Annotated in this window: 19 protein-coding genes; 12 read left to right on the top strand and 7 right to left on the bottom strand. The window is 66.3% G+C overall.

What is annotated here, in order from left to right:
- Nucleotides 1-224 precede the first annotated feature (224 nt).
- Nucleotides 225-2,333 (top strand): excinuclease ABC subunit UvrB, encoded by a 2,109-nt coding sequence (gene uvrB, locus O7R11_RS07485; RefSeq protein ID WP_337996881.1) that lies wholly within the window; start codon nt 225-227, stop codon nt 2,331-2,333.
- A 43-nt stretch (nt 2,334-2,376) separates the two neighbouring features.
- Here the strand turns inward: uvrB and O7R11_RS07480 are convergent, their stop codons facing one another.
- Nucleotides 2,377-2,781 (bottom strand): hypothetical protein, encoded by a 405-nt coding sequence (locus tag O7R11_RS07480; RefSeq protein ID WP_337996880.1) that lies wholly within the window; start codon nt 2,779-2,781, stop codon nt 2,377-2,379.
- A gap of 278 nt (nt 2,782-3,059) precedes the next feature.
- Here O7R11_RS07480 and O7R11_RS07475 point away from each other — a divergent pair, with 278 nt between their 5' ends.
- The 4 genes from O7R11_RS07475 to O7R11_RS07460 all read left to right on the top strand — a co-directional run bounded on the left by O7R11_RS07475 (nt 3,060) and on the right by O7R11_RS07460 (nt 5,375).
- Nucleotides 3,060-4,460 (top strand): ribonuclease J, encoded by a 1,401-nt coding sequence (locus O7R11_RS07475; protein ID WP_337996879.1) that lies wholly within the window; start codon nt 3,060-3,062, stop codon nt 4,458-4,460.
- A 139-nt stretch (nt 4,461-4,599) separates the two neighbouring features.
- Nucleotides 4,600-4,803: a hypothetical protein gene (locus tag O7R11_RS07470; protein WP_337996878.1), complete on the top strand. Its 204-nt coding sequence runs from the start codon at nt 4,600-4,602 to the stop codon at nt 4,801-4,803.
- A complete protein-coding gene (locus tag O7R11_RS07465; RefSeq protein ID WP_337996877.1) occupies nt 4,769-4,996 on the top strand; it encodes a hypothetical protein in 228 nt (75 codons plus the stop codon). Before O7R11_RS07470 ends, O7R11_RS07465 begins: the two co-directional genes overlap by 35 nt.
- A gap of 43 nt (nt 4,997-5,039) precedes the next feature.
- The gene (locus tag O7R11_RS07460) at nt 5,040-5,375 is read left to right on the top strand and encodes an FYDLN acid domain-containing protein (RefSeq protein ID WP_337996876.1); all 336 of its coding nucleotides are present in this window, start codon (nt 5,040-5,042) and stop codon (nt 5,373-5,375) included.
- Nucleotides 5,376-5,527: 152 nt separating this feature from the next.
- Here O7R11_RS07460 and O7R11_RS14955 read toward each other — a convergent pair whose 3' ends face one another.
- From O7R11_RS14955 to O7R11_RS07450, 3 genes are all read right to left on the bottom strand, one after another.
- Nucleotides 5,528-5,776 (bottom strand): DUF3644 domain-containing protein, encoded by a 249-nt coding sequence (locus O7R11_RS14955; RefSeq protein WP_420792977.1) that lies wholly within the window; start codon nt 5,774-5,776, stop codon nt 5,528-5,530.
- Nucleotides 5,777-5,963: 187 nt separating this feature from the next.
- Complete coding sequence (locus tag O7R11_RS07455; protein ID WP_337996875.1) at nt 5,964-7,019, bottom strand: YeiH family protein; 1,056 nt, start codon at nt 7,017-7,019, stop codon at nt 5,964-5,966.
- 224 nt (nt 7,020-7,243) lie between these two features.
- On the bottom strand, nt 7,244-8,068 hold the full coding sequence (locus O7R11_RS07450) for an alpha/beta fold hydrolase (RefSeq protein ID WP_337996874.1): 825 nt from the start codon (nt 8,066-8,068) through the stop codon (nt 7,244-7,246).
- A 332-nt stretch (nt 8,069-8,400) separates the two neighbouring features.
- Here O7R11_RS07450 and O7R11_RS07445 point away from each other — a divergent pair, with 332 nt between their 5' ends.
- The 4 genes from O7R11_RS07445 (at nt 8,401) to pgsA (ending at nt 12,672) form a co-directional block, all read left to right on the top strand.
- Complete coding sequence (locus O7R11_RS07445) at nt 8,401-9,180, top strand: SDR family oxidoreductase (protein ID WP_337996873.1); 780 nt, start codon at nt 8,401-8,403, stop codon at nt 9,178-9,180.
- A 44-nt stretch (nt 9,181-9,224) separates the two neighbouring features.
- Nucleotides 9,225-9,644: a dihydroneopterin aldolase gene (locus O7R11_RS07440; protein WP_337996872.1), complete on the top strand. Its 420-nt coding sequence runs from the start codon at nt 9,225-9,227 to the stop codon at nt 9,642-9,644.
- A 494-nt stretch (nt 9,645-10,138) separates the two neighbouring features.
- The gene (uvrC, locus tag O7R11_RS07435; protein WP_337996871.1) at nt 10,139-11,998 is read left to right on the top strand and encodes an excinuclease ABC subunit UvrC; all 1,860 of its coding nucleotides are present in this window, start codon (nt 10,139-10,141) and stop codon (nt 11,996-11,998) included.
- An 89-nt stretch (nt 11,999-12,087) separates the two neighbouring features.
- Nucleotides 12,088-12,672 carry a CDP-diacylglycerol--glycerol-3-phosphate 3-phosphatidyltransferase gene (gene pgsA / locus O7R11_RS07430; RefSeq protein ID WP_337996870.1) on the top strand — a complete coding sequence of 195 codons (585 nt, stop codon included), beginning with the start codon at nt 12,088-12,090 and terminating at the stop codon, nt 12,670-12,672.
- A 289-nt stretch (nt 12,673-12,961) separates the two neighbouring features.
- On the opposite strand, the gene O7R11_RS07425 is transcribed toward pgsA, so the two are convergent.
- Complete coding sequence (locus tag O7R11_RS07425; RefSeq protein WP_337996869.1) at nt 12,962-13,858, bottom strand: branched-chain amino acid aminotransferase; 897 nt, start codon at nt 13,856-13,858, stop codon at nt 12,962-12,964.
- A gap of 77 nt (nt 13,859-13,935) precedes the next feature.
- On the opposite strand from O7R11_RS07425, the gene O7R11_RS07420 reads away from it, so the two are divergent.
- The 3 genes from O7R11_RS07420 to O7R11_RS07410 are packed head-to-tail and all read left to right on the top strand — an operon-like array spanning nt 13,936 to nt 16,516.
- Nucleotides 13,936-14,448, top strand: a complete 513-nt coding sequence (locus O7R11_RS07420; protein WP_337996868.1) for a MarR family winged helix-turn-helix transcriptional regulator — start codon at nt 13,936-13,938, stop codon at nt 14,446-14,448.
- Nucleotides 14,445-15,149 carry a response regulator transcription factor gene (locus O7R11_RS07415; protein ID WP_337996867.1) on the top strand — a complete coding sequence of 235 codons (705 nt, stop codon included), beginning with the start codon at nt 14,445-14,447 and terminating at the stop codon, nt 15,147-15,149. Before O7R11_RS07420 ends, O7R11_RS07415 begins: the two co-directional genes overlap by 4 nt.
- Nucleotides 15,150-15,166: 17 nt before the next feature.
- Nucleotides 15,167-16,516, top strand: a complete 1,350-nt coding sequence (locus O7R11_RS07410; RefSeq protein WP_337996866.1) for an ATP-binding protein — start codon at nt 15,167-15,169, stop codon at nt 16,514-16,516.
- Nucleotides 16,517-16,753: 237 nt separating this feature from the next.
- On the opposite strand, the gene O7R11_RS07405 is transcribed toward O7R11_RS07410, so the two are convergent.
- Complete coding sequence (locus O7R11_RS07405) at nt 16,754-17,365, bottom strand: septation protein A (protein WP_337996865.1); 612 nt, start codon at nt 17,363-17,365, stop codon at nt 16,754-16,756.
- Entirely contained in the window at nt 17,365-17,700 is a 336-nt protein-coding gene (locus O7R11_RS07400) for a tRNA-binding protein (protein WP_337996864.1), read from the bottom strand. The genes O7R11_RS07405 and O7R11_RS07400 overlap by 1 nt, the downstream gene beginning before the upstream one ends.
- Nucleotides 17,701-17,933: the final 233 nt, after the last annotated feature.

Below are 17,933 nucleotides of genomic sequence, written 5' to 3'. Positions count from 1 at the left end.
GGATCGTGGGTGGGTGAATACGTGACAACCTTCGGACGATACTGGGGCTATGATGGCCGCGCAAGCGCCTTTGCCCCCAGAAGTCCTGCGGTTTTCGCAAAGGGCATACGCCCGAAGGATATACCCGGAGTCCCGGACGACCCAGGCGCGCGGCGGCCCCCGCACCGTACCCCCGGAAGGCCGCTTTCCGCACGCCCCGCCCCCTCACCCAGCGAGAGACTCGCATGAGCGTCATCCTGCCCGTCTACCAGCGCCCGCCCGCCGGGCCGCCCGCGCGCTTCGCCCTTACGTCGGACTTCGCGCCCGCGGGCGACCAGCCCACGGCCATCGCCGCGCTCACCGAGGGGCTGGAGGCCGGGCTCGCCGACCAGGTGCTGCTCGGCGTCACCGGCTCGGGCAAGACCTTCACCATGGCGCACTGCATCGCCAAACTCGGGCGGCCCAGCATCGTCATCGCCCCCAACAAGATCCTCGCCGCGCAGCTCTACCAGGAGATGAAGTCCTTCTTCCCCGGCAACGCGGTGGAGTACTTCGTCTCCTACTACGACTACTACCAGCCGGAAGCCTATGTGCCGCGCACCGACACCTATATCGAGAAGGATTCCAACATCAACGAGCAGATCGACCGCATGCGCCACGCCGCCACGCGCTCGCTCTTGGAACGCCGCGACGTGATCATCGTCGCCTCGGTCTCCTGCCTCTACGGCCTCGGCAGCGCCGAAACCTATGCCCGCATGGCCTTCGACCTCAAGGTCGGCCAGACCATCGACCCGCGCGACGCGGCGCGCGAACTCGTCGCCCTGCAATACAAGCGCAACGATGCGGGCTTCACCCGCGGCTGCTTCCGCGTGCGCGGCGACGTGCTGGAAATCTTCCCCGTCCACTACGAGGACCGCGCCTGGCGCGTCTCCTTCTTCGGCGACGAGGTGGAGGCGGTCTCGGAATTCGACCCCCTCACCGGCGCGAAAACCGCGGAAATGCCGGAAATCCGCGTCTACCCCAACAGCCACTACGTCACGCCGCGGCCCGCCCTCTCCCAGGCGATCGACAAGATCAAGGCGGAACTCAAAATCCGCCTCGCCGACTACCTCGCCCAGGGCCGCCACCTGGAGGCGGAACGCATCCGGCAGCGCACCACCTTCGACCTCGAAATGCTCGTCGCCACCGGCCACTGCAAAGGCATCGAGAACTATTCCCGCCACCTCACCGGGCGCAACGCGGGCGAGCCGCCGCCCACCCTGTTCGAATACCTGCCGGAAGACGCGCTGCTCTTCGTCGATGAAAGCCACGTCACCATCCCGCAGATCGGCGGCATGTACCGCGGCGACTTCGCCCGCAAGTCCACCCTCGCCGAATACGGCTTCCGCCTGCCCAGTTGCATCGACAACCGGCCGCTCAAGTTCGAAGAGTGGAACGCGATGCGGCCGCAGACCGTCTACGTCTCCGCCACCCCCGGCCCGTGGGAGATGGACCAAACCGGCGGCGCGGCGGTGGAACAGGTGATCCGCCCCACCGGCCTCCTCGACCCGGTGTGCCTCATCCGCCCGGTGGAAACCCAGGTGGACGACCTGATGGCCGAATGCAAGACGGCGGAGGCCAAAGGACAGCGCGTGCTGGTCACCACGCTGACCAAACGCATGGCCGAAGACCTCACCGAATACCTCGCCGAACAGGGCATCAAGGTGCGCTACCTGCACTCCGATATCGACACCCTGGAACGCATCGAAATCGTCCGCGACCTCCGCCTCGGCGCGTTCTCCGTGCTCGTCGGCATCAACCTCCTGCGCGAGGGCCTCGATATCCCGGAATGCGCCCTCGTCGCCATCCTCGACGCGGATAAGGAGGGCTTCCTCCGCTCCGCCCGATCCCTCATCCAGACCATCGGCCGCGCCGCCCGCAACGTCGATGGGCGCGTCATCCTCTATGCCGACAAGATGACCGACTCGCTCAATTTCGCCCTGGCGGAAACCCAGCGCCGCCGCGAAAAGCAACAGGCCTTCAACGCCGCCAACGGCATCACACCCGAAAGCGTCAAAAAACGCATCGCCGAAGCCATCGAAAGCCCCTACGAGGCCGACTACGTCACCGTCGATACCGGCGACGACGAAACCACCCACCTCGTCGGCCAAAGCCTCAAAGCCCACATCGCCGACATGCACAAACGCATGCTCGCCGCCGCCGCCGACCTGGAATTCGAAGAAGCCGCCCGCCTCCGCGACGAAATCAAACGCCTCGAAGCCAAAGACCTCGGCCTCGCCACCGAACCCACCCCCGGCAAACGCGGCTCCCGAAGTGCCAAGGCCGCAGGCAAGCGCCGGAGAAAAGGGCCGTAAGGGTCAAAAAAAGGCCGGGCGCTGCCCGGACCCGCGAGGGGACTCAGTCCCCTCGACCCCATAACTCGTTTTTCGCCGCAATGCGGCAATCACCCCCCTGTTGCATCGGGCGCAGGCTTATCGCGCTTCGCGCAAAAAACCAAACAGTCAGCTCAGCGCCCATGGCGGCCGATAAGCCGGCCAGCATGAATACCTGGGAGCAGACGCGACTTTTGAAGCATCGTACAATCTTAGCGACATCGATAGATGAGCCTTGGGGGCTCAGCACTTCGGCCGAGGCTCTACTTTTAGCCGGATGAAAGTTCCATAGCAGGTCACCCAGGGCGAGCAGGGAGGCGATCACGGCGGTGGTGACTTTGGGGCCTGCCTGCGCCACCGTGCGCACGTCCACGCCGAGGCCGAGGGCGGCCATGGAGAGGACGGTGAGGATGTTTGCCGCCTTTGCCATGGGGGGCAGCGCGGAGGCGGGCTGCCGTTCGGCAAGCCTTCGGCGTGCCCGTGCCCGGACGCCACCTCATCGGCGATCCGGACGAGGTTCCTTGATTATCGCGTCCCAACGGTCTATATCCTCCCTCAATGGATTCAAATAACCTGCGCGAGCAAAAGCTGCGCGCCTCCAGGGGAGCACGAAAGAACTCCCCTGATGCAAACCGGGGGAAATCCCCGACCTCTCAACTCAATCAACGGACTTTGCGACGGCTGCCCCAACCGCGGGCGTCTGAGATCGTGGTCGTCCCGGTGGGCGGTCTTGGCCGCATCGGCATGAACTGGACCCTGTACGGACACGGCGGGCGGTGGATCCTGGTGGACGCCGGCATCGCCTTCCCGGAAGACCGTTCCGGAAAGGTGGACGCACTGCTTCCGGATCCGGAAGCTCTTCGCCGTGCCGTGGGACGCATTGATGCCCTGGTCGTAACGCACGCGCACGAGGACCACATCGGCGCCATCCAGTACGTCTTTCCCCGCGTGCTTTCCTGCCCGATCTGGGCGACGCCCTTCGCCGGCGCCGCGATCTCCCGGCGCCTGGAAGAAGCGGGCACGCTTGGCGAGGCGGATCTGCGCACCTTTCCGGTGGGGGGGGCCTTCCGCATCGGCCCCTTCGCCATCCGGTCGATCCGGTTGACCCACTCGGTGCCGGAAGCCGTCGCCCTCGCCATCGGCACCCCGGCCGGAACCGTCCTCCACACCGGCGACTTCAAGCTCGACCCCACGCCGCTGATCGGCGAACCGACCGACCTTAAAACCATTCACGCCCTCGGCAACGCCGGGCTGCTGGCCATGGTCTGCGACAGCACCAACGCCGAGCGCGACCTGCCGGTGACGTCGGAGGCGGAGGTCCGCGATTCGCTGCGGCGTATCTTCCAAAGCCGGGCGGGCATCGTGGTGGTTTGCTGCTTCGGAACCAACGTCGTGCGTGCCATGTCCGCCGCCGACGCCGCCCTCCGCTCAGGGCGGCAGATCGCCTTCGCCGGGCGTTCGCTGCGGGCGCACGCGGACGCGGCCGACCGGCTCGGCCTCGTCGATACGCAGGACATCCTTGCCGAACCGTCACATCTGCGGGGGCTGGACCGACGGGAGACGGCGCTCGTCTGCACCGGCACGCAGGGAGAGGAGAACGCGGTCCTGGCCCGGCTTGCCGGCGGCACGGACTGGCGTCTGCCGCAGCTTGGCCTGGGCGACACGCTGGTGATGTCCTCCAGCGTGATCCCGGGAAAGGCGGGCGAGATTGCGCGCGTCCTGGAGCCGCTACGGGCGCGGGGGGTCGAGATTCTGACCCAGGACAACACGCCGGAAGGGCTGACCATCCATGTCAGCGGGCATGCCGGACGCGCGGAACTCGCAACCATGCATCGCCACGCCCGCCCGCGCTTCGTCATTCCCGTTCACGGCACCGAGGCGCATCTGCAAGCCCATGCCGCTCTCGCGCGCGACTGCGGCGCCGAGGAGGCCCTGGTCGGCACCGGGGGAGAGGCGATGGCCGTATCGGCGTCCGGCATCAAGCGGCTGGGACGAATCGAAGTTCCCGTTCTCGGCGTCAGGCGCGACGAGGGCGTCCTGATCGCCAGGGCATCGACACCGCCGCACACCGGCCTGGTTGAACGGGATCAGCATCGGCCGTTGGCCTGAAAGTTGAAAAACACTCCCGGGATTCAGCCCAACCGGCGCTAGATCGGGATTTTGATGATCGATTGCCCTATTGTCCGGTGGCGAGCGGAGAAGGCTTGCCTGGGATTGGGATCATGGCGAGAGAGGAGATCGAGCACGAATGAAGCCGAATTTCAATTTCGAGCGAGCCGAACGGGCGCGCAGCAAAGACGCCAAGAAGAAGCAGAAGCGCGAGGCTCTCGCCGCACGGCGCAAGACCAACCGCGCCGCATCCGCCCCGATGGAGGCGGATCCCGATGCCACATCCATTGAGTCAACCGAGGGTCATCATGTCTTCGAACGCACGAACGAGACAAAAACCTAAAGAATACACGCTCTTCGATGTCGTCTATGAAGACGGCTCGCAAACCTCCAATCGAAAGGTTCCGACCGCCGAGCTTGAAAGCCCGGGCGGGGATGGAGCCGCAAAAGCCTTCATCGAATCGCAGGACCGCAAGATCGCTGAAGCTTCGGGGCGCTCACGCGGCGTCATAAAGACGATCCTTCGCTCCAGATAGTGATCTGCCTTTCGTAAAGGCCTATTCCCGAGAGGAAACGATCTTGTATCAAAAAAAACCCGAAAGGGGCACAAAACGCACCTGCTTAAATTGTGGAACTCGTTTCTATGATTTTATGCATGTTCCTCCGACGTGTCCGAAGTGCGATACGGAATTCGTCGTGGCTGCGCGGCAGGCCCGTATTTCACGCGAAAAGCAGAGATGGAAGTCTTCCGGCAAAGGCCATCCGGTTCAGCCACTGGAAGCGGAGGAATCTAAAAATCCCGTGGCGGACGGCCTCCCATCGGACGATGACGATCGAGAGACCGATGCCGAAACCGAAGAAGACTCCGACGATGAGGATGAGTCCAAAACCGAGGATGAGGAATCTGAAGAGTAGCGGTTTGCCTTATCCGGCTGTCACGCAGGCAGACCTGATGGAGGAGCAATATACCGATTAGGGTCCAGAAATTCCGTTGGCCACCCCGGCGTGTTCGCGCCCTTGTTCGTCTTTAAACGAATGGTGCTGAGCGCCTAAAAGCAAAACTTGTTTCACAGCCTCACGAATTTAAGTCCCGCGAATTTTTGCGCGTCATTCGCCTCAGCTTCGAGACGTTGCACCCACTGGTCTGGGAACGTGTAATCGTGGTGGGCTGCGTTTGGCTTAGTGAATTGGATGGGGAATGAAAGATCGTGCGATAGTGTAAGTTTATTTCCAAATAAATTGCATATACGTTTATCAAAATTCATACAGCACGCCTGAAATAATCCAACTATGAGGATCGTTGCCTCGTCTCTCACGATCGCCAAATAAAAATATGCTCAGTAGTCATGCCCGGCAGATGAATAGATGACTGTTTTTCCCCATCTGGGACTGATAGCCGCCTTTCCGCTCCCGGCTCCCTTCGCGACGAGAACCAAAAGTCTATGAGAGGTGCGGAAGGATCGAATCCCTCCGCGAAGTTTTTGATTTTCGCCGGGTTGGTTTTCAGCGCATCAGGTGGATCAGGGCCAGGCTGATGCTGCCCAGGGCGAGCAGGGAGACGATCACGGCGGTGGTGACCCTGGGGCCTGCCTGCGCCACCGTGCGCACGTCCACGCCGAGGCCGAGGGCGGCCATGGAGAGGACGGTGAGGACGCTTGCCGCCTTTGCCATGGGGGGCAGCGCGAAGGCGGGGAGCAGGCCGGTGGAGCGGCATGCGGCGAGGGCCATGAAGCCGATGATGAACCAGGGCGCCAGGCGGTGGATCGCCACGCGCCTGCCCTGGGGCCGGTCGCCCGCGGTGACCATGGGGGCGGGGTCTTCGGGTTCCTCGCGCAGGCGGCTTTCCAGCAGGGAGAGGACCAGGACCACCGGCCCCAGCATCAGCACGCGCACCAGTTTGACCAGGGTGCCGACCTGCACCGAGAGGGCGCTGACCGGCGCGGTGGCCGCCAGGACCTGCGGCACGGCATAGACCGTGAGCCCGGCGAGAACGCCGTATTCGGCATTGCTGAGACCGGCAATGCCGATGAGCAGCGGCAGGGTGAGCACCACCACCACTCCGAGGACGGCGGTAAACGCGATCGACGAGGCGATGTCGTCGCCGTCGGCGCCGATCACCGGGGCGACCGCGGCAATCGCCGAGTTGCCGCAAATGGAATTGCCGCAGGCGACGAGCAGGGCGAGGCGGGTGTGGAGCCCCAGGACCCGCCCCACGGAAAAGCTGAAGAGAATGGCGAACGCGACGACGCCGACGATTCCGGCCAGAAGTTTCGGCCCGGCCGCCAACACCGTGGCGAAGGAGATCGAAGCGCCCAGCAGCACCACGGCGACTTCCAGGAGCAGCTTGGCGCTGACGTTGATCCCCGGACGGAAGGCCGGGCCGGGCGTCCAGGCGGTGCGGATCGCCGCCCCGAGCAGGATGGCGAGGACCAGGGCCTCCAGCCAAGCATGGCCGAACAGGGCCGCCTCCGCCGTTTCGAGGGCGGATGCGGCCAGGGAAACCCCCGCGCACAGCGCAACGCCGGGGAAATACCTGGGCAGTCGGCTCAGCCGGATCATGATAGCCACCATTCCGTCGTGTCTTGATGCCGAAGGCGGGACGCCTCGCCTCCGGAAGCCGCCTTACATGCCCCCGGCAAGCCTGGCAGCGCAACACATTATTCTCATTCTTAGATGGATTATCGTTACGGGATTGCGCGTTCGCCGGTCCCCTGCGCCGAAGGCGGCGGAAACGCCCAACGGGCATTCCCGCGCCGGAGATGCTCCCGCGCAAGGTTTTGGTTTTACCCCGGCAGCCCCAGCACGAAGTCCCGCACCGCGGCGTTGAAGGCGTCGGCTTCCTCGTAGAACGACATATGGCCGCTGTTCTCGAAGAAGGCGGTTTTGGCGCCGGGGATGGTTTCGCCCACGTAGGCGCTGCCCTGCCAGGGGAAGACCTTGGACTGCCTGCCGACGCAGACCAGCGTGGGCAGCGCGATGCGCGGCAGGAGGTCGCGCCAGTCGAGGTGGGTGTGGTCGGTCATGATTTCGGCGCGGGCGGCGGCGGGGCATTTGTCGATTTCCTCGCCGAGCATTTCCACTTCTTCCGCGCTGGGTTTGTAGGTATCGCCGAAGCAGCCGCGCACCAGGCCGCGCGCCACGGCGGGGGCCTCGTATTCCAGGCGGGTGCAGAGGATGGCGAGGGATTCCGCGTCGTAGCAGCCGGGCTGCCCCCAGCGCCAGGTTTCGGTGTAGTACTGGCGCGGCGACTGATCGACGCTGACGTGCCCGGCGAGGCGGGCATTGCCGAAGAGGTCGATATAGCTCCACGCGACGGACGCGCCCATCGACCAGCCGAGCAGGGTCACGCCCTCCAGGCCGAGGCGGTCGATCAGTTCCTTGATATCCATGGCGTAGCGGGAGATGCGGTGCCCCCAGGCGACGTTTGCGGAATCCCCATGCGCGCGCAGGTCCGGGGCGATCACCCGCATGTCCTTGGCCAGCACTTCCACGTTGCGGGCGAAGAAGCGGCGGGAACAGCTCCACCCCGGCATCATCAGGAGGGGACGGCCCTGGCCCAGGTCGTCGTAGAACAGGTCTGCACCATCGGATGTGCGGAACGTCGGCATGGGGAAATCTCCGCGTTTTGAGAAAGGGCGTTTCCGCATCGTACTCCGGGCGCAGCCCGTGGGGCCAAGCGGAAAAGCCAAAAACCAGGCCGGGCTCCGCCCGGACCCGCAAGGGGCCGGGCGGCCCCTTGACCCCCTAACTTTTTTCGCCGCGCAGCGGCTATCAACCGTCACGCCGCATGATGGTTTTCTCGCGCTGCGCGCAAAAAAGTAAAGTTATGGGGTGCGCGAGGGGACCGAGTCCCCTCGCAACGGTTTGTCTTTCCCTGGCCTTATTGACTCCGCCTGCCGGGCAAGGGAGAGTCGGGGAGGCACAGAAGGAGGCTTGTCCGATGTTTGCGATCGACCCGGCGATTCCGCGTGCGGCGTTGGTGACCGGCGGGGCGCGGCGGTTGGGCCGGGCGATGGCGGAGGCCCTGGCCGAGGACGGCTGGGCGGTGGGCATTCACTGCCGGGAGTCGGAGGAGGAGGCGGCCGGTCTCGCCGCGGCGATTTGCGCCGCGGGCGGGCGAGCGGCGGTGCTGCCGTGCGATCTGGCGGACGAGGCGGCGGTGGCGGGCCTGGTGCCGCGCGCGGTGGCGGCGCTGGGGCCGTTGGGGTGCCTGGTCAACAACGCCTCGGTGTTCGAGATGGACACCGTGGGCAGCGCGACGCGGCGCAGCTGGGACGCGCACATCGAGCCCAACCTGCGCACCCCCCTGGTGTTGGCGCAGGCGTTCGCCCGGCAACTGCCGGAGGAGGCGGAAGGCGTGGTGGTGAACATGCTGGACCAGCGGGTGTGGAACCTGACGCCCTATTTCCTCAGCTACACGGTCTCGAAGTCGGCGTTGTGGACGCTGACCCGCACCCTGGCTCTGGCGCTGGCGCCGCGCGTTCGGGTGTGCGGCATCGGGCCGGGTCCGGCGCTGCCGAGCGCGCGGCAGAGCGAGGCGGAGTTCGCCCGCCAGTGCGCCGCGGTGCCGTTGCGGCGCGGCACCTCGCCGCAAGAAATTGCCATGGCGTTGCGGTTTATTCTTGCGGCGCGCTCGATGACCGGGCAAATGATAGCGCTCGACGGGGGGCAGCACATGGGCTGGGCGCAGGAAAGCGCCGTCGCCGCCCACATCGAATAGAGCCGTTCTTGGCGCGCCCGCGGGGCGCATGGAGTTTCCGTCCCTTGACCCGTGCTTCCAACGTCGTTCAGCCGCTGCGCATTGCCGACGCGAAGAAGAGCCTGCGTCATGTCTTCGTGCGCGATCTGGTGCTCGCCAGCCGCGTCGGCATCTACGAGACCGAGAAGGTGGCGGCGCAGCGGGTGCGCATCAACCTCGACCTCGCGGTGCGCGAGGAGGTCCGCCCCATCGGCGACGACTACGCCAAGGTGGTCTGCTACGAGCAGATCGTGAAGAAGGCGCGCGCCGTGGCCGAGGACGGCCATGTCAACCTGGTGGAGACCCTGGCCGAACGGCTGGCCGACATCTGCCTGCAGGACCCGCGGGTCCGCGCCTGCCGGGTGCGGGTGGAAAAGCTCGACGTCTTCGCCGACGCCCTGTCGGTGGGCGTGGAGATCGAACGCGAAAGCCCCTATCCGGAATAACCGCGCGGGGCGGGCAGCATCCGCACCGCCGCAAATGACGCCCAGGTGTCGCTTCGGTGACGTTATTTTCCGGTTTTTCAACCTTTTGATTTATCCCGTCGGTTTTTCCGGAAAGAAAATACGGACTCGGCTGTGACTTTTACACAAGCTGTGACGGCGGACACACCGGCTGCGCGCCAACGCCATAAAATGGCCCCAGCTTTCCGTTTTTTTCGTATTGACAAGACCATAAGTTATGTAAATCAATATGTTGATGTTTATGCTCAAGTTTTAGGCAATGACGTCCCGCCCCAAGGAGAGCCTTGGCGGAGGGGGCCTCCCCCACAGATTACCAACAAACTTATCCACAGCTTTCGTGGACAAGGTTTCAAGCCGTCATATTCCGTGAAAACTCAATCCGATCCGCGAGTCACGGTTCCGTAACCGCCTTGTCATGGATTCGGGACTCGCCTCCGCCCTTGCGCGGAGACCCGCTTCGATGGAGTGTTTGCGACATGATGATCGACGCACCCGCTGCATCCCTGGCCCATGGCGCCGAAGTCATCGAGGCCGTGCTCAAGACCCTGCCGGGCTCCCCCGGGGTCTACCGCATGCTCGACGCCAAGGGCGACGCGCTCTACGTCGGCAAGGCGAAGAACCTGAAAAAGCGGGTGGTCGCCTACACCCGCACCGACCAGTTGCCCCTGCGGCTACAGCGCATGGTCGCCTTCACCCGCACCATGGAGATCGTCACCACCCACACCGAGGCCGAGGCACTGCTTCTCGAAAGCAACCTGATCAAGAAGCTCAAGCCCCGCTACAACATCCTTTTGCGCGACGACAAATCCTTCCCCTTCATCCGCATCTCGCGCGAGGGCGAGTGGCCGCGCATCACCAAGCACCGCGGCGCGCGCAGCGACGGCGCGGACTACTTCGGCCCGTTCGCCTCCGCCGCGGCGGTCAACCAGGCGCTGGTGATCCTGCAAAAGGCGTTCCTGCTGCGCAATTGCAGCGACGCGATGCTGAAAAGCCGCACCCGCCCCTGCCTGATGCACCAGATCAAGCGCTGTTCCGCGCCATGCGTCGGCCGCATCGCGCGCGCGGACTATGCGCGCCTGGTGGGGCAGGCGCGCGCCTTCCTCACCGGCGACAGCCACGACCTGCAGAAGGACTTCGCCCGCGCGATGAGCGCGGCGGCGGAGCGCCAGGACTACGAGGAGGCCGCCGCCTGGCGCGACCGCATCCGCGCGCTTTCGCAAATTCAGGCGCACCAGGACATCGACCTCGGGCAGGACCGCGACCTCGACATCGTCGCGGCGCGCCGCGAGGGCGGCCTCACCGCGATCCAGGTCTTGTTCTTCCGCGCCGGGCGGCACACCGGCAACCGCGCCTACTTCCCCTCCCAGACCGCGGACGCGGAAGCGGCGGAGGTGCTCTCCGCCTTCCTCGGCCAGTTCTACGCCACCCACCCGCCGCCGCCCCTCATCCTCGCCGCCCCCGCGCCCGCCGACGCCGCGCTGCTGGCGGAAGCCTTCTCCCTGCGCGCCGGGCACAAGGTCACCCTCGCCCACCCGCAGCGCGGCCCCAAGCGCGCCCTGCTGCGCACCGCGGAAACCAACGCCCGCGATGCGCTTTCCCGCAAGCTCGCGGAAACCGCGACCCAGGCCCGCCTGCTGGAAGGCGTGGCGGAACTGTTCGGCCTGCCCGCGCCGCCCGCGCGCATCGAGGTCTACGACAACTCCCACATCCAGGGCACCAATGCGGTGGGCGCGATGGTCGTCGCCGGGCCGGAAGGCTTCGAAAAGGCGGCCTACCGCACCTGGACGATCCGCGAGGCGACGCCGGGCGACGACTTCGGCATGATGCGCGAGGTGTTCCGCCGCCGCTTCGCCCGCGCCCTGGCGGAAGACCCGGAACGCGCCCGCTGGCCCGACCTCGTGCTGATCGACGGCGGCGCGGGCCAGCTCTCCGCCGCCGCCGAGATCCTCGCCGGAATCGGCGCGGACGGCGTGCCGCTGGTCGCCATCGCCAAGGGGCCGGACCGCAACGCCGGGCGCGAGTGGTTCCATTGCGCGGGCCGCGCGCCGGCGCAGTTGCCGCCCAACGACCCGGTGCTGTTCTACCTGCAACGCCTGCGCGACGAGGCGCACCGCTTCGCCATCGGCAGCCACCGCGCCAAACGCGCCCGCGCGCTCACCGCCTCGCCGCTCGACGCGGTGCCCGGCATCGGCGCGGCGCGCAAGAAGGCGCTCCTCCACCACTTCGGCTCCGCCCGCGGCGTCGCCGAGGCGGGGGTGGAAGACCTCGCCGCGGTGGAGGGCGTCAGCCGCGCCCTGGCGGAGCGCCTCTACGCCCACTTCCACGACGAGGGGTAGCCCCCGTACTTTTCCCATCCCCCCGCCGCCGCGAGTTGTGCTATGAGACTCCCGGGCCGCAATCCCGCGCCCCGCCGAGAGCCGCCGCCATGTGGACGTTCCCCAACATCCTCACCTATGCCCGCATCGCCGCCATCCCGCTGATGCTCGCCACCTTCTATTGGGACACCACCTGCACCCGCTGGCTCGCCTGCGGCCTCTTCGCCGCCGCCGCGGTCACCGATTTCTTCGACGGATACCTGGCGCGGCGCTTCAACCAGGTTTCGGCGATCGGCCGCTTCCTCGACCCCATCGCCGACAAGCTCCTCGTCGCCGCGCTGCTGCTCTTCCTCGCCGCGTTCGACCGCATCGGAAGCCTCGGCCTGATCCCCGCCGCGATCATCCTCTGCCGCGAACTCCTCGTCTCCGGCCTGCGCGAGTACCTCGCCGAACTCCGCATCGGCATGCCGGTCACGCCGCTCGCCAAATGGAAGACCGCAACCCAGCTCGTCGCGCTCCCCGTGCTCATCGTCGGCGACCCCGGCCTGCCCGGCCACGCCATCACCCTGATCGGCGAAATCCTCCTCTGGGTCGCGGGCCTGCTCACCCTGATGACCGGCTACACCTACCTCCGCGCCGGCGTCGCCCACATGCGCGCCGAGGACGAAGGCCGGGACCGGGCGCCTGAAAAATAAAACTTTGCGAGGGACCATTTCCGCCTTGGGAACGCCCACTGGGCGTTCCCACCGCCTTCGGCGGTCGGCTGCAATCCCCTCGCGCACCCCATAACTTTTGCTTTTTGCGCGCAGCGCCATAGAATCATCACGCAGCATGACGATACCTGCCGCGGCGCGGCGAAAAACAAGTTATGGGGTCAAGGGGCCTCCCGGCCCCTTGCGGGTCCGGGCGGAGCCCGGCCTGGTTTTCCCCCATGCAAAAAGGCGCAGCCGGGGGGCTGCGCCTTTTGCGGTCGGTGCGTGGCGCTTACGCCGCGTCTTCCAGTTTCAGGCGTCCGTGCACCAGGTCGTCGTAGTCCTGCATCAGCACCTTGGTGACCTCGCGGCCGGGGAAGACCACGTCGTCGATCGAGGCGACGGGGGTGACTTCCGCCGCGGTGCCGGTGACGAAGGCCTCGCTGAACAGGCGCAGTTCCTCCGGCAGGATCGTCCGCTCGACGATGGTGAAGCCGCGGCGCTCGGCCAGCGGCAGCACGGTCTGGCGGGTGATGCCGTTGAGGAAGCTTTCGGTGCTCGGGGCGTGGATCTCGTTGCCGCGCACGAACATCAGGTTGGCGGCGGTGGTTTCGGTGATCGCGCCCTTGTGGTCGAGCATCAGGCTCTCGTCGTAGCCCGCTTCCATCGCCGCATGCTTGTTGAGGGTGCAGATCATGTAGACGCCCGCGCACTTGGCATGGCAGGGGATGGAATCCGGGGCCGGGCGGCGCCATTTTCCGGTGACCACCTTGAGGCCCGCCATCCGCGCCTCCGGCGAGAAGTAGGACGGCCAGTCCCACACCGCGACGGCGACGTGGATTTTGTTGAGCTTGCCGGAGACGCCCATCTGCTCGCTGCCGCGCCACGCGAAGGGGCGCACATAGGCGTTGGTGAGCTTGTTCGCGGCGATCACCTCCGCTTTCGCCGCGTTGATTTCGGCGACGGAATAAGGGATGGTGAAATCCATCTGCTGCGCGGAATAGAACAGGCGCTCGGTGTGCTGCTGACCCTTGAAGATGGCGCCGTCGTAAAGCCGTTCGCCTTCGAACACCAGGGATGCATAATGGAAGCCATGGGCGAGGACGTGGATCTTGGCATCGCGCCAAGGGACCATGCGACCGTCGAACCAGATAAAACCGTCGCGGTCGTCAAAAGGTAGAAGTGACATGATACGGTCTCGTGATGTTTACACTTGTTTCCGACTCGGTGTCATTTTGAGTAACATCCGGCACGGAATATGTCAACATGGCTGACGTAACCACACGCATCAACCCGCTGTTCCTGCGCGACGAGGAGCTGCGGCAGGGCATCGAGTTCCTCTATTTCGCCTACCGGGAGTTCACCAAAGAGCCGGACACAATGCTTGCGGAACAAGGGCTTGGCCGGGCGCATCATCGAGTCATCTATTTCATCGGCCGCCAGCCCGGGATCAGCGTGTCCGACCTGCTATCCACTTTACGCATAACTAAGCAGAGTTTATCGCGGGTCTTGAGCCAGCTTCTGAGGGAGGGCTACGTGCGCCAGCGCCCCGGCCTGCGCGACCGCCGCCAGCGCCTGCTGGAGCTTTCCCCCAAGGGCATCGAACTGGAGCGCAAGCTGACCGAAAACCAGCGGAAACTCCTGGCCCGCGCCTACCGCGAGGCGGGCGCCGAGGCGGTGGAGGGCTTCCGCAAGGTGATGCTGAACATCATGAGCGAGGAGGACCGCGCGCGCTTCCCGGCGCAGGCGACTCCGCCGCTCTCCGGCTGGCGCGCATGACCGCCCCCTCGCCGCCCCATATCCTGGTGGTCGATGACGACACCCGCCTGCGCGGGCTGTTGCAGCGCTTCCTCACCGAGAACGGCTTCATGGTCTCCCAGGCCGCCGACGCGGCGGAGGCGCGCCAGGCGCTGATCTCGCTGGAATTCGACCTGCTCATCGTCGATGTGATGATGCCGGGCGAAGACGGCATGAGCCTGACCCGCGCCCTGCGCGAGACCAAGGATGTGCCTGTCCTCATGCTCACCGCCATGGGCGAGGCGGAGGACCGCATCAACGGCCTGGAGACCGGGGCCGACGACTACCTGACCAAGCCGTTCGAGCCGCGCGAACTGTTGCTCCGCATCAACGCCATCCTGCGCCGGGCGCGGCGGGCCGATGCGGGCGGCGTCGGCGAGGCGGGCCTCGAAGTGCTCAACCTCGGCGCCTGCGTCTACGACGTGCGCCGCGACGAACTCCTCTGCGGCGCCGCGCCGGTGCGCCTCACCCCGGCGGAGGCGGCACTGTTGAAGGAACTCGCCCGCCGCCCCGGCGAAATTCTCTCGCGCGAGGAACTCGCCGCCGCCACCGGCGCGGCGCGCAACCTGCGCACCGTCGATGTGCAGGTCACCCGCCTGCGCAAAAAGATCGAATCCGACCTGCGCCTGCCACGCTATTTACAAACGGTTAGGGGCAAGGGCTATATGCTGATGCCGGATTGAAACCAGGGACCGGAGAGATGGCGGAGAACGCCCAGCCCGAGCCGGGGCACGCACGCTTCAGCTTCAAGGCGCTGCTGCCGAAAAGCCTGCTCGGCCGCTCGCTGATGATCATCCTGACGCCGCTGATCCTCTTGCAGCTGGTCACCGCCACGGTGTTCTACGACCGTCACTGGGGCACCATCACCCGCCGCCTCGCCGCTTCCGTCGCGGGCGACGCGGGGGTCATCGTCGCCTACCTGCGCGACCACCCCGGCCCCGCGGCGCGCGCCTGGATCGTCTCCGAAGCACGCAACCGCATGCAGCTCGACATCGTCTTCGCCGACGGCGAAATCCTGCGCAACCTCCCGTCGGGCGACGAGGAACCCTCCTACGGCGCGCTCGCCGAGGCGCTCAAGGAAAACCTCGCCCAGCCCTTCCAACTGGCCGAAAGCGACGACGAGGACAACAACGTCGAGATCCGCATCCAACTGGCGGATTCCGTGCTCACCGTCTCCTCGCCGAAGAAGCGCCTCTCCAGCTTCACCATCTACCTCTTCCTGATCTGGATGATCGGCACCTCGCTCCTGCTCTTCGGCATCGCCACCATCTTCATGAACAACCAGGTGCGCGCGGTGCGCCGCCTCGCCGTCGCGGCGGACAGCTTCGGCAAGGGGCGCGACGCCCCGTGGTTCAAACCCGAGGGCGCAACCGAGGTGCGCCAGGCGGCGCAGGCCTTCCTGGTGATGCGCGACCGCATCAAGCGCCAGATCGACCAGCGCACCGAAATGCTCGCCGGCGTCTCCCACGACCTGCGTACGCCGCTGACGCGGATGAAGCTGCAACTCGCGATGATGGGCGAGGACGCCGCGGCGGCGGACCTCAAGGAGGACGTGGAGGAGATGGAGCGCATGGTCGAGGGCTACCTCGCCTTCGCCCGCGGCGAAGGGCGCGAGGCGATGCGCCCGGCCAACATCTCCGCCCTGGTGGAAACCGTGGTCGGCCGCTTCACCCGCAACGGCGCGCCGATCGACCTGCATATCGAACGCGGCCTCAGCCTGCCGCTGCGCCCGCAGGCGGTGGAGCGCTGCATCGCCAACCTCGTCTCCAACGCGGTGCGCTACGGCAAACACGTGGCGGTGCGGGTGGGCCAGCGCGCCGACGCGGTGGAGATCCTGGTGGACGACGACGGCCCCGGCGTCCCTGCGGAAAAACGCGCCGACGTGTTCCGCGCCTTCTTCCGCATCGACAACTCGCGCAATCCGGAAACCGGCGGCATCGGCCTCGGCCTCACCATCGCCCGCGACGTGGCGCGCAGCCACGGCGGCGACATCCAGCTTGCGGACTCGCCCTTGGGCGGCCTGCGGGTGCGCCTGGTCCTGCCGCTGTAAAGCCTTCGGCGGGGCTGCCGCCCCGCACCCCGCCTGGGGCGGTGCCCCAGCCCTCCTTTATCTTTCTTCACGCGCGAAGCGCCATAAGCCTGCGCGGCAGCAACGTGGGTGTTGCCTGCCGCTACGCGGCGAAAAACTTATGGGGTGTGCGAGGGGTCCGATCTCAGCCTTGGGAACGCCCACCGGGCGTTCCCACCGCCTTTGGCGGCCGGCTTCGATCCTCGCACGGTTTTGGTTTTACGCCTCGTCTTCCGGCGCATGGCGGCGCAGAAGCGGCGTCTGCGCGATGGCGAAGACCAGGGTGACCGGCATGATGCCGAACACCTTGAAGTCCACCCACATGTCGGTGGAGACGCTGCGCCACACCGCCTCGTTCAGCACCGCAAGGAACAGGAAGAACAGCCCCCAGCGCTTGGTGAGGATGCGCCAGCCCGCGGGGGTGAGGCTGAACGCCTCGCCGAACACATGGCCCAAGAGCGGCTTGCCGAACGCCAGCCCGCCCAGCAGCGCGCCGCCGAACAGCAGGTTGACGATGGTCGGCTTCATCTTGATGAAGGTGTCGTCCTGCAACCACAGGGTGAGCGCGCCGAAGACGAACACCACGACGCCGGAGACCAGGGGCATCACCGGCAGCCGCCCGTCGCGCATCAGCGACGCCGCAAGCGCCACCGCGATCGCCACCATGAACGCCGCGGTGGCGACGAAGATCGGCCCGCCCAGCGCCGCGAGCGCGGGGAAGCGCGCCGTCAGCGCCGCGCCCTTGGCGTTGGCGAAAAAGAACACCGCGAGCGGCCCCAGTTCCAGAAGGAGCTTCACCACGCTGCCGCTTGCCTGCTGCCGCTGCGCCATCAGAACATCCGCCCGCCGAGCGGCGCGTCCCGCTCCGGCTGCAACAGAATCACCTCGCCCGCCGCATCCGGCACGCCGAGCACCAGGCACTCGCTGCGCACCGGGCCGATCTGCTTCGGCGGGAAGTTCACCACCCCCATCACCAGGCGGCCCACCAAGTCCTCCGGCGTGTAATGCTTCACCAGCTGCGCCGAGCTTTTCAACTCGCCGACCTCGGGACCGAAATCCACCCACAGCTTGTAGGCGGGCTTGCGCGCCGCCGCGTTGACCTCCGCCCGGATGACCCGCCCGACGCGGATGTCCACCTTCTCGAAGTCCTCATACGAAATCGTCATCTCTGCCTTCCCGAGAAAAACCAGGCCAGGGCTCCGCCCTGGACCCGCCGGGGTCGCGGACCCCGGACCCCATTCCTTTTTCCGCCGCGCGGCGAGCGACCGGCGGCGCATCAATATACCGCAGCTTCCAGACACAAGGTGTGGAGGGTCCGCGACCCTCCGCGACGTTTTTTCTTTCAGCGGGGCTGCCGCCCCGCGCCCCGCCCGGAGGAGCGTGGGCCCTCCGGACCTCC

It is taken from the genome of Oleispirillum naphthae, from assembly GCA_027864655.1.
GTDB classification, from domain to species: domain Bacteria; phylum Pseudomonadota; class Alphaproteobacteria; order Rhodospirillales; family Rhodospirillaceae; genus Oleispirillum; species Oleispirillum naphthae.
The sequence above is the reverse complement of the archived record's forward strand: the minus strand, read 5'-3'. Positions and strand labels throughout refer to the sequence as shown.

What these genes read in the sequence shown, in the direction of transcription:
- uvrB (WP_337996881.1), top strand. Translation starts at nt 225, where the DNA reads ATGAGCGTCATCCTGCCCGTCTACCAGCGCCCGCCCGCCGGGCCGCCC.
- O7R11_RS07480 (WP_337996880.1), bottom strand. Translation starts at nt 2,781, where the DNA reads ATGGCAAAGGCGGCAAACATCCTCACCGTCCTCTCCATGGCCGCCCTC.
- O7R11_RS07470 (WP_337996878.1), top strand. Translation starts at nt 4,600, where the DNA reads ATGAAGCCGAATTTCAATTTCGAGCGAGCCGAACGGGCGCGCAGCAAA.
- O7R11_RS07465 (WP_337996877.1), top strand. Translation starts at nt 4,769, where the DNA reads ATGTCTTCGAACGCACGAACGAGACAAAAACCTAAAGAATACACGCTC.
- O7R11_RS07455 (WP_337996875.1), bottom strand. Translation starts at nt 7,019, where the DNA reads ATGATCCGGCTGAGCCGACTGCCCAGGTATTTCCCCGGCGTTGCGCTG.
- O7R11_RS07450 (WP_337996874.1), bottom strand. Translation starts at nt 8,068, where the DNA reads ATGCCGACGTTCCGCACATCCGATGGTGCAGACCTGTTCTACGACGAC.
- O7R11_RS07445 (WP_337996873.1), top strand. Translation starts at nt 8,401, where the DNA reads ATGTTTGCGATCGACCCGGCGATTCCGCGTGCGGCGTTGGTGACCGGC.
- uvrC (WP_337996871.1), top strand. Translation starts at nt 10,139, where the DNA reads ATGATGATCGACGCACCCGCTGCATCCCTGGCCCATGGCGCCGAAGTC.
- pgsA (WP_337996870.1), top strand. Translation starts at nt 12,088, where the DNA reads ATGTGGACGTTCCCCAACATCCTCACCTATGCCCGCATCGCCGCCATC.
- O7R11_RS07425 (WP_337996869.1), bottom strand. Translation starts at nt 13,858, where the DNA reads ATGTCACTTCTACCTTTTGACGACCGCGACGGTTTTATCTGGTTCGAC.
- O7R11_RS07420 (WP_337996868.1), top strand. Translation starts at nt 13,936, where the DNA reads ATGGCTGACGTAACCACACGCATCAACCCGCTGTTCCTGCGCGACGAG.
- O7R11_RS07415 (WP_337996867.1), top strand. Translation starts at nt 14,445, where the DNA reads ATGACCGCCCCCTCGCCGCCCCATATCCTGGTGGTCGATGACGACACC.
- O7R11_RS07410 (WP_337996866.1), top strand. Translation starts at nt 15,167, where the DNA reads ATGGCGGAGAACGCCCAGCCCGAGCCGGGGCACGCACGCTTCAGCTTC.
- O7R11_RS07405 (WP_337996865.1), bottom strand. Translation starts at nt 17,365, where the DNA reads ATGGCGCAGCGGCAGCAGGCAAGCGGCAGCGTGGTGAAGCTCCTTCTG.
- O7R11_RS07400 (WP_337996864.1), bottom strand. Translation starts at nt 17,700, where the DNA reads ATGACGATTTCGTATGAGGACTTCGAGAAGGTGGACATCCGCGTCGGG.